Consider the following 12,291-nt stretch of genomic DNA (forward strand, 5'->3'; position numbering starts at 1 on the left):
TGCATCTATGTCGCCATTTTTTGTGCGCTCTCGTGGCCTGCTCGTTCCGCCGTTGGTGGTAGCGGATGACCTCTCCGACGTGCAGTAGTTCCGGCGTCCCGCGCCTCCGACGGAACGTCACCGCACATCGGGCGTTCAGCGCCCGGCACACCTGCTCCATCGTCACCTGCGGTTTTTTCCCCCCGCAGCCGGTCCGTGTGGATCGACACGAACCCGAGCACCACCAGGCCCAAGATCAGATGCCGCACCAACCCGACGTACTGCCGGCCCTCGTAGTGCGTCATCCCCGCTTCGCTCTTGGCCACCCGGAACTGGTGCTCGATCGTCGCGCGCCGGAACGCCACCCGCAGCACACGCGCCAGCGGTTCGTCGGTCGCGTTGGTGACGAAGTACTTGACCTCGGCCGTCGATTCGTTCTGCGCCACCACCAGCATCCAGCGGCACCCACGCACCTCGATCAACCGGCTCGTCGCACGCCACCGGGTGTCGCCAACGGTCTTGCGCGACACCCGGAATCGTCGGCCCCGCCGGGCGTCGTCGGCACGCAGCACCGAATCCGCGCGCCGCGGCTCGTCGCGCGCGGCCGTTGTCACCGAGAAGCTCACGGGCACTTCGCCCACGAACGGCTGGCCCACGGCGTCGAGGGCGCGCAAGAACGGCACCTTCGACCCGTACCCTTCATCGAACACGAGCCAGTCGAACCGCACCCCGTGGGCATCCAGGCGCACCAACTGCTCGTAGGCGATCCGCCACTTGGGGCGATAGCGGACCTCGTCGGGGATGCCCGCCGCCTGGCACCGCGGGCGATCCGCGTTCCACGACTCGGGCAGGTACAGGTCCGCGTCCAACAGGGCCTGGAACGTGCCCTTGGCGACGCCCACGTGCACGGTCACGATGCCGTTGTCGATCTTCCCGACGCACCCCAGGTACTGTCGTTGCACGCCCGGCGTCCGATCCCCCTTCTTCACGGCACTGGTCTCGTCGATCACCCCGACCGTGCCCAGGTCATCGCCGGGCAACCCGTCGAGCACCTCGGCGCATCGCCGTTGGAGTTGCTCACGCGCCGACTCGTGTTGCCAGTCGGCGGTCGTGAGGAACTCCTGGAGGGTGCGGACCGCCGTTCCACAGGCCAGGGCGATCGGCTCGACGCTCTTGCGCGGCAGCTCCGAGAGCAAACCACGACCGTAGTTGTCGAAGTGGTCGGCCGTCCGCTTCTGTAAGAAGCAGCCGCGATACCGACCCAGATAGTGGGCGAACGCCGGCCCTAACCTTGCGATTTCCTGGTCCGTCATCGGATGCCCTCCGATGGCCCATCTTATTCACCGGCCGCGAACCCGCGCTGTAGTGCTACGATCGTGTGCGTCGGACGGTTTCAATCATTCCAATCCGCACGAACCCCAAACCAGAACGCCTCCGAACTCACAATCATCTGGTTTCAAGACGAGTACGCATTCCCAATTGATCCCGGTGTGCGCGAACAGATCCGCGCCCTTGACTGGAATCAGCACGCACATGATTTCAGTTGGTGACGTCACTTCACCGGCACGTCCCACAGCTTCACGGTGCCATCGCTGCCCGCGGAGACGAGCGTCTTGCCGTCCGGGGTGAACCCCACGCCGAACACGGCGCCGCGGTGACCGGTCAGCGTCTTCACTTCCGCACCGTCGGCCGCGGTCCACAACTTCACGGTGCCATCTTCGTGACCGGTTGCCAGGAACTTACCGTCGCAATCGAACGCGACCGCCCGCGTGCCACCAGCGCTGCCCAGTTTCGGGCGCTCGGATTTGTCGGCCAGTGTCCACCACCGCGTGCCGCCCGTGGCAGCCGCCGCGAGTGTTTTACCGTCCGCAGAAACGGCCAAAGCGTAAACGCGGTGCTTCTCAACTGGCAACGGACCGATTAGTGCGCCGGCCAACCAGTTCCACAATCGCACGCCGCCATCTTCACCTGCGGAGGCCAGCGTCTTGCTGTCCGCGAACGCGAGCGCGTGAATCCGTCGCGTGTGGCCTTTCAGAGTGCGAATCGGCTTCCCGTCCGGCACGGTCCACAGCCGAACGATGTGATCGCCACCCGCTGAAGCCAGCGTTTTGCCATCCGGAGCGAACGCGACACATTCAACAGTCGCGTCCGAAGCGTTGATGACCGCGCCAGGCGCTCCCGTCGCCGCGTCCCACAGACGCACGGTCCGGTCGTCGCCGCAGGAACTCAGTGTTTTAGAGTCGGGGGAAAAGGCGAGGCCGAACACCTTACCCGTGTGGCCTTCGAGCGTGAATTTCGTGGTGGTCGCACCCGCATCCCACACGCGGATCACTTTGTCTTCACCCGCCGCGGCGATCAGTGCCCCATCAGGTGACACCGCGACCACGCGAACGCTCCCGCCGGCACTCAAGCTGACGCGCTCCTGACCGCGTGGCCACAGCAGCCACACTCCCGCACTGACGAGAATAACGGGCAGGAGAAAAGCCGCGCCGCGAACCCATCCGCGGCGCGAAGACGTGGCAGTATCTGTGGTCATAGATGGCTCAATAATCCCCGATCACTTCCCCGCCCGCACGGGTTCCGAGCCGCTCCCAGGTCACCGGGTTGACAGTGTTCTGGATGACCCGCACGGACCCGTCGCACAGAAGAAAGTTCACGCCCTGCGTGTGGTTGCTGTTGGAATCTTCGACGTGATCGAGCGCGTTGTTCGGGACGCGCCCGTCGACCGCTTCTCCCGTGTTCGTCAGGCACAGCGTCGGCGGCCCCTCGAACTCGTAAGCCGGGTTCACCGGAGGGTTCGCGCACCCGGTCACCGCTCCCACCCACGTCGTTTGCGGCGACCGCTTGCTCCCGCGCTCACCGACCATGAGCGTGTTGCTCAGACCGTCGGTGATGTCGCCCGCACGAACCTTGCTGTTGCGGTACAGCACACCGTTAGCCGTGTCCGGGTACCCCGTTACCTCGAACGTGCCGCCCACACCGACGTAATTGGCAAACGCGACTGTCGTCAGCACGGTGCCGCTCTCGTCCACCGCGTTGAACGTCGGCGAAGTCGGGTTGTCCGACGGGCACAGGAACACCGGGATCTGCCGCACGCGCGCCGAAGCGTTGGCAGAATCGCGGATGTCCAGGGCGTAGTTGATAGTGCGAGCGAGGTTGTCTTGCTCCAGATCGGGGAGCAATACCGCGGCCCACCCCCAGCCCGGCCCGGTACCGTCACCGTTGGTCGAAGCGGCACCAGAGCTGAACCCCGCCGGGAACCGCTCCATCCGCGAATGGTAGCTGTGCATCGCGAGGCCGATTTGCTTCAAGTTGTTCTGACACTTCATCCGGGCCGCGGCTTCGCGCACCTTCTGCACGGCCGGCAAAAGCAACCCGATGAGGATCGCGATGATGGCAATCACGACCAGCAGTTCAATCAGCGTGAACCCGCGCGGCGACTTCGGATGATACTTCGACACCGTATGACCTCCGCGAGCAATCAATAACCCTCAATACGAAGATACAGACAGAGTAGTTCAAAGTAAAACTACTTTCGCCAATTTTATTCCTGCACTCAACGAAGACACAGGGCTCCCGCCCTGTGCTACGGAAGCCGGCCGCTCCGCGGCGTGAAAGACATTGGCCTTCACCACATCGAGAACGTGGTGAAGGCCAATGCGGTTATTGGTTGTTGCTTTTCGCCCCGGAGCGGCCGGCTTCCGTAGCACAGGGCGGGAGCCCTGTGGCCCTACCCGTGTTGAAATTGCAGTTACTTTTTCGCGGGGGCGAGCAGCGCGTCGGCCTTCGTCGGGTTCTTCTGCACGTAGTCCGCGATGCCGTTGAAGAATTCCAGGAACTGCTCCGCACCCTGCTCCGCCACGCGGGGAGCGGCCGGTCCGATTAGCCGCAGCGCCAGAGTCGCGGCCTTACTGTCGCTGACGAGGAAGACCTGCACGCTGGTGCTGAACGACGCGACACCGTCCTTTGTCGCTTTCCGCGGGTGCGTGAGGATCGCAACTGCCTTCACCGGAACGGCTGGGGCGGCAGCGCCGGGCTTCACTTTACCCGTGGCGTACCACACACGGCCGTCCTGGAACGTGCCGACCGTGCGCCACACGACCTCGCTACCGTGCTCGTCGGTCCAGGCGAATAGCCCGTTCCCGGCGTCGGAAATGGGCACGGCCGGCACCTTCATCCGGTGCCACGCCGCTGCGACGCGGTCCGGGTGGTCGAATAGCCACTCGTACATCGAAACCGTGCAGATAACGTCCGGGGCACTCGCGCGAGTGGACACGGTCGGCTTCTGCACCACCTTCATGACGGCGTCGCGGTAGTCCGCATGGACGACATCGGCGAGGTTCACGCGGACCGCGCCGGCGGTGTTCGGAAGGGCCGCCGGCATCGCGGCCGGCATTGCGGGGGTTGGAGCCCCGGGATCGTCAGACGTAGACGCGGGGGGCGCGGCCTGCACCACTCCCGCTACCGTACCACCCAACAGCACGCCCAGTACCTTCGCAGGTCCGGTCATTGGGCACCTCGTCCGTGATAGGCGCGCGGCACGGGTCGGTTGGGGGCCGAACCACCAAAGGGAGGACCGCGCGATACGTCATAAAGGATCGAACCGGCGCGACCGCGATCATGAACAATTCTGGTTACCCAGTCCGGTTGCCCTTGCCGCGGCGCGAGTAAACGGGGTACCCTCCCACCGCGAGCGCAGCTTACCGGCGCGGCCGTTCTTCGCTTTGTCACCCCGGTTCCGAGTGACCGGGCCACGATGAGAAGTGCGGCGGAAGTTCAGCGAAGGTCAGGAGGACCGGCAAATGACACGCAAGCAGTGGATGGTGCGCGCGGGCGGGGGGCTGGCGCTGGTCGTGGTGGTCGGCGGCATCTGGGCCGGGTTCAACGCTTCCGTCATTCGCGCAAAACTCACCGCCCGGCAGCTCGCCGGCGCGACCACCGACGAAGAACGCACGCGACTCGCCGACCAACTCGTGGGCTACGGCACGCCGGGATTCGATCAACTCATCGATTTCGTGAAGTCGGGTGACGAGGCTCCGCGCGCAGCGGCCACGGCCGCACTCGACAAGCACCTGAACTCGCTCCCGGACGAAGACGCTCGGGCGATCAACATCAGCGGCTCGGTCCTTGAGGCATTCCCGAGTGCGAACGAGGCCGGGAAGCGCGCGATACTAACGCTCGTGCCCGTCGTCCTGAAGCGCACCGGTAGCGCGCACGCAGATCGCTGCCGAGGGGTCGTTGCTGAAGGGCTGAAGCTCCCGGACCTGGAGTCGCGACTCGCCGCAGTGCGCCTCGCGATCCACCCCGAGATCGGGCTGCGGACCGAAGTCGTTCCGTTTCTGTCGGCGAAGGAACCGGAACTTCGCGGCGCGAGCCTGTTCGCGGTCGCGGCCAATTCCGATGGGGATCAGGTGCTCGGTGACGAGGAACTGTTCCGGTGGCTCCACGACCCGGACGCCGGCGTGCGTAAGGTGTGTTACGATGCGCTCGTGGGCCGCGAACGCTCCGAAGTGGACATCGCGCTCGGCCGGCGCCTCACTCACACCGACCCGAACGAACGGCTGAAGCTGCTCCTCGATCTGCGGTACGACAACGACGTCGCCGACCCGGAGCCGTGGTTGGAGCGCCTGAGCCGCGACCCCGAGCCGGCCGTGCGAGCCGGTGCCGCGCGGGTGATGGCCGAGGTCGCGGCGCTGCGAAAGATCCCCTGCCCCGCCTGGATCGCCCGGGTCACCGACGGCGACGTTCACCCGACCGTGCGGTTCGTCGCGACGTACTACCGGCAGCTCCCGGTGACGCCCCCCAACGGAGTCGTCCCGGCCGGCGGACTCCCTCAAAAATGATCTTGCGGAAAGTAGCCCGCACGTTTGTCAATGCGGCGGGCGAATTCCCTATGAATCAGAAAATAGTAGTGTGCGATCTGTTTTCACTGCAATCACAAGCAAATATGGTTAGTTCACGCGCCCGATCAATATTCTAGTATTCTTCTCTTGATCCACATCCGGACCGCGCCGTCAACGGAAATATGAAAAAATCCGTCGTTCTTGGACACATTGCTCCTTGACGGCGCAACTTACCCGCTTTTACAGTGGAAGTTAGATGAGCGCGCGCCTGAAGGTTTACACTCACAAAGAGGTGTAATCCTAAACAGGTCCGCACCCTTCCCGTGATGTGGATCGGGACGGGACGCCGAAACCGGTTCGCCACAACCGCTGTTCGGTCGCGGAGGTGTGGGTTCGCTCTCGGAGGAACAGAGCATTTGGGTGTGGTGTTTGATGCACCAACCCTGGAATTACTCACGGAAAGATAGACACCAATGCTCGTGCTGTCCAGGAAAAAAAACGAGTCGATTGTGATCAACAACGACATCGTTATTACGGTGGTCGAGATCCGCGGGGATAAGGTGCGCCTCGGCATCGAAGCCCCGAAGGACGTGCCCGTTCACCGCCAAGAGGTGTTCGAGGCGATTCACGGCTCAAAGGCTCCGGTAGTCGCAACGAAAACGGACGACACCGAACCCACGGCCTGAAGCGCACGACTGTCACCCGCCACGCACCCGCCCGGCTCCGGGACGGTTCACTTACTCGTTTGTGACCCCTCAACACAGTCTCGCAACGAGATCGCAAGCACATCGCGAACTGCAATTAACTGAGTAAAAGACGAGGACCGAAGCCGCTGAGTGCCTCGGCCCATCTTGTTCACCGCACGTTACTCACTTCTTCGACAAGTCCGTGAACTTGATGTCCTTGAACTCGACGCGCATCTTCGGATAGCCGGAGTGGACCTGGAACGCGATGATGCCGTCCTTGGGGGCGTCCTTTGCGTCCTTCCCCGGGAGCTTGGCGAAGTCCTGGTCAACCATCGTCTCGCCGTTGATCTTGATCGTGATCTTGGTGCCCTTCGCGACGATGAGATAGTCGTTGAACTCGCTTTCCTTCACGGCCTTCTTGATCGTGTCCGGGCTGGACGCCTTCATCATCCCGCCGACGCCTTCCCCGTAAAGGCTGCCCCAGTAGCCCTTGCCCACGTCCACTTGCGGCCCCTTCACTTTGAACATCTTGGCGTCGAACAGTTCGCTGCGGATCTGCACGCCGCTGTTGCCGACGCCGTCGCGGAGCTGGACCTTGCACGAGAGCTCGAAGTCGCTGTACTTCTTCTTCGAGCAAAAGAACGTGTTGTACTTCGGGTCTTCGGTGGTTTCGCCGACAACGGTCTTGGCCTTCGGGTCGACTTTCCAGAGATCGGTGCGGCCCTCCCAGTTCTCCGGCTTGAGGAAGTCTTCGGTATCATCGGCGCGAACGAATTGCGGCGCGAGGACGAGCGCGACGACCGCGAGCGGCGCGGCGCGGAAGAGGCGGGGACGGCGCATGACTGAACTCCGTGAGAGTGTAAGGACCAGAAGTCCCGGTGGGTAACTGGAGGCGGGACGGTGACATGGTTACGTCGCGCGCGCCGGAACGCAAGGGGCTGGCCGCGATCGGGTGCGGCGGGTATGTCGGGTATGTCGGACACCGGTCGACTCCCGCAGAACCATTATTACCCGCCCGCCCTCTTACTGGTGCCCGAGTCCCGACACACCCGACATACCCGATTCCTCGGAGGCTGCTCGTGTCGTCCCCCCCTCCCGGCGCCATCGCCGGTCTGTCTGCCGTTACTCGCTGGCTCGTGGTCACCGTCGCTGCCATCGGCTTCCTCTTCGACACCTACGAACTGCTCATGTTCCCGGTGATCGGGGCACAGGCACTTTCCGAACTGCTAAAGGTGGCGCCGGACAGCGACGCGGTGCGCCTGTGGTCGGGCCGGATGCTGTGGATCGCGGCGCTGGCCGGTGGCGTGTTCGGGCTGCTCGGCGGCATGCTCATCGACCGCCTCGGGCGCAAAACGGTGATGGTCGGGAGCATCCTCGCGTACTCGCTCTCACCGGTCGCTGCCGCGTACAGCACCGAGCTGTGGCAACTGATTCTGTTCCGCTGCACCACGTTCATCGGCGTGTGCGTGGAACTGGTCGCGGCGGTCACTTGGTTAGCGGAACTGTTCACCGACAAGCGCCAACGAGAGATGGTAATCGGGTGGACGCTCGCGTGCGCCTCGCTCGGCGGCATCTTCGTCACGGAAGTATTCAACGAGATCGCCGCGTTCATGCGATTGCACCCCGAGGGGGTGTCGTGGTTGCCGGTTCCGCCGGCCGCGTGGCGGTACACGCTCCTGACGGGGCTGATTCCCGGCGCGCTGATTCTGCTCCTGATGCCGTTCGTTCCCGAGAGTCGTGTGTGGAAAGAGCGGAAACTGGCAGGTACGCTGAAGCGGCCGAGCTTCGGGGAACTGTTCTCGCCGGGACTTCGCAAAACCACCATCGTGACGACCCTGCTCTCGGCCTGCGGGTACGCGGCCGCGTTCGGCGCGCTACAGCTCACCCCGCTCCAAATGACACCGGGCCTGCCAGTTCTCGACCCGATTAAGAAAGAACACGGCCCCGCAGTGAAGGCGGCGACCGGGAAGGTCAAAGCAGCCGACGAAAAGCTTGGTAAAGCCGAAACCGAAAGCGACAAGGCAGCCGCGACCGAACAGAAAACTGCGGCCCAAAAAGAGCTTCGCGCCGCTCAGAAGCCGATCACCGACGAGATCAACGCGACGCGCGGGAACATCCAGCGGTGGCAGGAACTCGGCGGCTTGACCGGGCGCATCCTGTTCGCCATTCTGCTCCTGTACGTCGCGAGTCGCGTGCTGATACGCATTTTCCTGCTGCCCGGAGTGGTGCTGTTCCCGGTCGCCTACCTCGTGCTCTACCAGGGCGATTACACGGTTTTCGCGGCGGCGATTTTCCTCTGCGGGCTCGTCACGATCGCACAGTTCAGCTACGTGAGCGAGTACCTGCCCAAAGTGTTCCCGGTTCACCTGCGCGGCACCGGTAGCGGGTTCGCAACGAACGTGGGGGGCCGCATGCTTGGTACGATGGCCGCGACCCTGAACACGGAACTACTGGCGCCGATGCTCAGCGGTGAGGGGAACCCGGCGAAGGTCGCGAAGGCCGCCGCGATCATCGGCTCGGCCGTGTACGCGATCGCGCTGCTCTTGTCCTTCATGCTTCCCACACCGAAGGAAGAAACTCCGCCCGCGCCGCCGGCCGCGTAAGGGCACCGACGATTTTGGTCGTCGCCCCTTGTCTGGGGCAACGTTCGTAACACAGGGCTTCTGCCCTGTGTTTTCGTTTGTGCGTTCTGCTCGTTACTAAAAGGACAAAGAAAACAGAAATTCGGTAGAAACGCGACCGCTCCGCGGACGAATGGGAGAACGGGGCCGGCGGCTGGTATACTTCTTGCAATTCCTTCCCCGTTTTCCTTTTACCTTTCTCCTTTTTCCTTCCACAGCTCCATGCTCCGTGAGCACTACATCCCGGTCCGCGTGGCCGACCTGATCGGCTTCCTGTGCGCGGAATCGGGACCGCTGCACAATCAGGTGCTTACCGCCGAAGAACAGGCCGCGTTCCGCCGGTTCGCGAGCACGGTCGCGTCCCACGTTCACACCATCTACCAAACCGAGATCCGCCAACTCAAAGACGCCTACGCCGCGTTCGACCCGGACGCCGACCCGAAGCCGCTCGACCCGCCGACCGGCGAGAAGCGCGCCGCGGCGCTCGACCGGCTGTTCGACACCTTCATCCACCTGATGGGGCGCGCCAACTATCGCCGGGTCACGCGCGACGAAATGGAGCAGATCACCCGTGGCGCGAGCGCCTGGGGCGTGGACATGGACGTGACCTGGGACGCCTTCGAGAAGGTCGAAGTGTTCTACCGCGGTAGGGGTTACGGCAAGCGCACCAAGCGCGGGCTGGTCCGGTTCTGGCGCAAGTACGCGATCGAACTCCCCACGTTCGCGCGCGTCGCGGTCATCTTCAAACAGCGCGCACACAAGCGCCTCGGCGACGACGCGGACACCAAAAGCGTCTTCCTGAAGCTGTTTAAGGACATGCCGCAGATCGACATCGAGATGCTACTCCCCGGCGGGCGCATCCGGATGCTGAAGCTCGACCGGCTGAAGCTCGGCGGCTCGCTCACCAGTTCGGCCGCTTACGTCGTCTGGAAGTTGAGCACGTTCCCGCTCTTATCGCTCCTGGGCGGGTTCGCGACGAGTACCCTTTTCGCTCTCTGGACCCCGATCGCACTTATTGGCGGTTACGGGTACAAGACGTGGTACAGCTTCCAGTCGTCGCGCCAGACGTACACGCACCAGCTCACTCAGAGCCTGTACTACCAAAACCTCGACAACAACAGCGGCGTGATGTTCCGGCTGCTCGACGAAGCCGAAGAACAGGAGATCCGTGAGGCGCTGCTCGCGTACTTCTACCTGTGGCGGTACGGCGGCGATGAGGGTTGGACCACCGAGCAACTCGATTTCTACATCGAGCAGGATCTGAAGAACCGACTCCCCGCCCACGTGAACTTCGAGATCATCGACGCGCTCACGAAGCTGATCCGCGGCGGCTTGGTCCGAAAGCACAACCACCGCTACCGCGCGGTCCCCATCCACGAGGCCCAAGCGAAGCTCAACGCGATCTGGGACGGCTACGCCCGCAACGGCCCTCCCCACCTCCTGCCGGGTGAGTGATGGCGAACAGGTGAGCCGGCCCGGAGTTCACACGCTTGTACCGGCCTGATGATTGTTGGCAGTCGCGACGTAATAGCAAACAGGTGAGCCGGCCCGGAGTTCACACACCCGGGGTTGAAGCTATTCCCGGTGACCCCATTCGGGGTCCAAAAACAACGCATGGTGTTTGCGCCTCAACGAGCGCCAATGTCTTTGTGACCCCAAATGGGGTCACCGGGAATAGCTTCAACCCCGGGTGTACTGACTTCAACGGAGCGCCGGGCGGCGAGAGTGGTTCATAAACTAGAAACAGCGCCGGCACGTAACCGGCACGCACCTCAAATCGTTCTCACCAGCCGGCTCACACCGGCCGTTCGCCAGGAGTCGCCGTGTTTCCCGAATCGTTGCTAGCGGACCGCACGCGAGCGGTCGAAGTGTCCGGCGTGCGGAAGGTGTTCGAGCTGTCCCGGTCGCTGAAAGACCCGGTTAACCTCAGTATCGGGCAACCGCACTTCGACGTGCCCGAAGCCATCAAGAACGCGGCGAAGGCGGCCATCGACGGGAACCGGAACGGGTACACCGTCACGCAGGGCATCCCGGAACTGTGCTCGCGGCTACTCGCGGACGCGCAGGCCCGCTTCCCCGCACCCGCACAAGTGCCGCCGGGCGGCGAGCGCGACGTCCTGGTCACGAGCGGGACCAGCGGCGGACTGGTGCTCGCGCTGCTCGCGGTTGTGAACCCCGGCGACGAGGTCATCACCGCGGACCCGTACTTCGTCGCGTACCCGAACGTGGTCGCGCTCGCGGGCGGGAAACTCGTCACGGTGGACACTTACCCGGATTTCCGGCTCGATGTTGACAAAGTAGCCGCCGCGATCACCCCGCGGACGAAAGCCATTGTGCTTTCGTCGCCGTCGAACCCCACCGGCGCGGTTCTCAATGCGGCCACTCAAAAAGCACTCGCCGAACTCGCACGCGACCGCGGTATCCTCCTCATCAGTGACGAGATTTACCGCGGTTTTCACTACGACGGCGCCCCCCAATCGCCCGCGACTTACGACCCGAACGTGCTCGTGATCGAGGGTTTTGGGAAGACCTACGGCATCACCGGCTGGCGCCTGGGTTGGGCACACGGCCCGAAGCGATTGATTCAGGAAATGGCGAAACTGCAACAATGTACATTCGTTTGCGCTCCGAGCATCGTACAATGGGGCGGCATTGCCGCACTTGATTTTGACGTGTCCGGGATCGTTGCGGACTACAAGCGCAAGCGCGATCTGCTGGTCGAGGGGCTGAAGGGGGCGTTCGAGTTCGTGGTGCCGGGCGGGGCGTTCTACCTGTACCCGAAGGCACCGTGGGGAACCGCGACCGAGTTCGTCACGGAAGCCGTCAAACACAACCTGCTCATTATCCCGGGCAGCGTATTCAGCGAGCGCGACACGCACTTCCGCGTATCATACGCCGCTACCGATGAAACGCTCACCCGCGGCATCGAGATCCTTCGCACGTTGGCAAAGAAGAAGTGAAGCGTCGTATCTCTATCCCCTGGGAGCGCGGGCATCTTGCCCGCTCTCTTGGTTGTGGCAACCGAGAGCGGGCAAGATGCCCGCGCTCCCAGGAGCAGAGCAAACCCGAACTAATACCGAGTACCTTTGTTAACAATCCTCAATTTTCGCAATCACCTACAAAATCTACACTTACGACGATCGACCAACTACGGGCCAGGCC

10 protein-coding genes are annotated in these 12,291 nt (G+C 63.4%); 5 read left to right on the forward strand and 5 right to left on the reverse strand.

Features of this window, described 5'->3' with window-relative positions:
- Positions 1 to 5: 5 nt before the first annotated feature.
- From VT84_RS29075 to VT84_RS29090, 4 genes are all read right to left on the reverse strand, one after another.
- On the reverse strand, positions 6 to 1,292 hold the full coding sequence (locus VT84_RS29075; protein WP_082838323.1) for an IS701 family transposase: 1,287 nt from the start codon (positions 1,290 to 1,292) through the stop codon (positions 6 to 8).
- Positions 1,293 to 1,531: 239 nt separating this feature from the next.
- Positions 1,532 to 2,515 (reverse strand): WD40 repeat domain-containing protein, encoded by a 984-nt coding sequence (locus VT84_RS29080; RefSeq protein WP_082841959.1) that lies wholly within the window; start codon positions 2,513 to 2,515, stop codon positions 1,532 to 1,534.
- A gap of 7 nt (positions 2,516 to 2,522) precedes the next feature.
- Positions 2,523 to 3,440, reverse strand: coding sequence for a DUF1559 domain-containing protein (locus VT84_RS29085; RefSeq protein WP_162271881.1), 918 nt, complete (start codon positions 3,438 to 3,440; stop codon positions 2,523 to 2,525).
- Between the two features lie 290 nt (positions 3,441 to 3,730).
- Entirely contained in the window at positions 3,731 to 4,489 is a 759-nt protein-coding gene (locus tag VT84_RS29090; RefSeq protein ID WP_157469938.1) for a hypothetical protein, read from the reverse strand.
- Between the two features lie 292 nt (positions 4,490 to 4,781).
- Between VT84_RS29090 and VT84_RS29095 the strand changes: the two genes are divergently transcribed.
- Both VT84_RS29095 and csrA read left to right on the forward strand, forming a co-directional pair.
- Entirely contained in the window at positions 4,782 to 5,822 is a 1,041-nt protein-coding gene (locus VT84_RS29095; protein WP_082841962.1) for a hypothetical protein, read from the forward strand.
- 473 nt (positions 5,823 to 6,295) lie between these two features.
- Positions 6,296 to 6,508: a carbon storage regulator CsrA gene (gene csrA, locus VT84_RS29100; RefSeq protein WP_052556462.1), complete on the forward strand. Its 213-nt coding sequence runs from the start codon at positions 6,296 to 6,298 to the stop codon at positions 6,506 to 6,508.
- A 183-nt stretch (positions 6,509 to 6,691) separates the two neighbouring features.
- Here csrA and VT84_RS29105 read toward each other — a convergent pair whose 3' ends face one another.
- Positions 6,692 to 7,348, reverse strand: coding sequence for a DUF1080 domain-containing protein (locus VT84_RS29105; protein WP_082841963.1), 657 nt, complete (start codon positions 7,346 to 7,348; stop codon positions 6,692 to 6,694).
- A 239-nt stretch (positions 7,349 to 7,587) separates the two neighbouring features.
- Here VT84_RS29105 and VT84_RS29110 point away from each other — a divergent pair, with 239 nt between their 5' ends.
- The 3 genes from VT84_RS29110 (at position 7,588) to VT84_RS29120 (ending at position 12,089) form a co-directional block, all read left to right on the forward strand.
- Positions 7,588 to 9,111 (forward strand): MFS transporter, encoded by a 1,524-nt coding sequence (locus VT84_RS29110; RefSeq protein WP_239465496.1) that lies wholly within the window; start codon positions 7,588 to 7,590, stop codon positions 9,109 to 9,111.
- A 240-nt stretch (positions 9,112 to 9,351) separates the two neighbouring features.
- Positions 9,352 to 10,584 carry a DUF3754 domain-containing protein gene (locus VT84_RS29115; protein ID WP_082841965.1) on the forward strand — a complete coding sequence of 411 codons (1,233 nt, stop codon included), beginning with the start codon at positions 9,352 to 9,354 and terminating at the stop codon, positions 10,582 to 10,584.
- 368 nt (positions 10,585 to 10,952) lie between these two features.
- On the forward strand, positions 10,953 to 12,089 hold the full coding sequence (locus VT84_RS29120; RefSeq protein ID WP_082841966.1) for a pyridoxal phosphate-dependent aminotransferase: 1,137 nt from the start codon (positions 10,953 to 10,955) through the stop codon (positions 12,087 to 12,089).
- The last annotated feature ends 202 nt before the right edge of the window (positions 12,090 to 12,291 follow it).

Source organism: Gemmata sp. SH-PL17 (genome assembly GCF_001610855.1).
GTDB classification, from domain to species: Bacteria; Planctomycetota; Planctomycetia; order Gemmatales; family Gemmataceae; genus Gemmata; species Gemmata massiliana.

Excerpts from the sequence above, each read along its gene's own strand:
- VT84_RS29115 (WP_082841965.1), top strand. The coding sequence starts at position 9,352 with ATGCTCCGTGAGCACTACATCCCGGTCCGCGTGGCCGACCTGATCGGC.
- csrA (WP_052556462.1), top strand. The coding sequence starts at position 6,296 with ATGCTCGTGCTGTCCAGGAAAAAAAACGAGTCGATTGTGATCAACAAC.
- VT84_RS29090 (WP_157469938.1), bottom strand. The coding sequence starts at position 4,489 with ATGACCGGACCTGCGAAGGTACTGGGCGTGCTGTTGGGTGGTACGGTA.
- VT84_RS29075 (WP_082838323.1), bottom strand. The coding sequence starts at position 1,292 with ATGACGGACCAGGAAATCGCAAGGTTAGGGCCGGCGTTCGCCCACTAT.
- VT84_RS29080 (WP_082841959.1), bottom strand. The coding sequence starts at position 2,515 with ATGACCACAGATACTGCCACGTCTTCGCGCCGCGGATGGGTTCGCGGC.
- VT84_RS29105 (WP_082841963.1), bottom strand. The coding sequence starts at position 7,348 with ATGCGCCGTCCCCGCCTCTTCCGCGCCGCGCCGCTCGCGGTCGTCGCG.
- VT84_RS29095 (WP_082841962.1), top strand. The coding sequence starts at position 4,782 with ATGACACGCAAGCAGTGGATGGTGCGCGCGGGCGGGGGGCTGGCGCTG.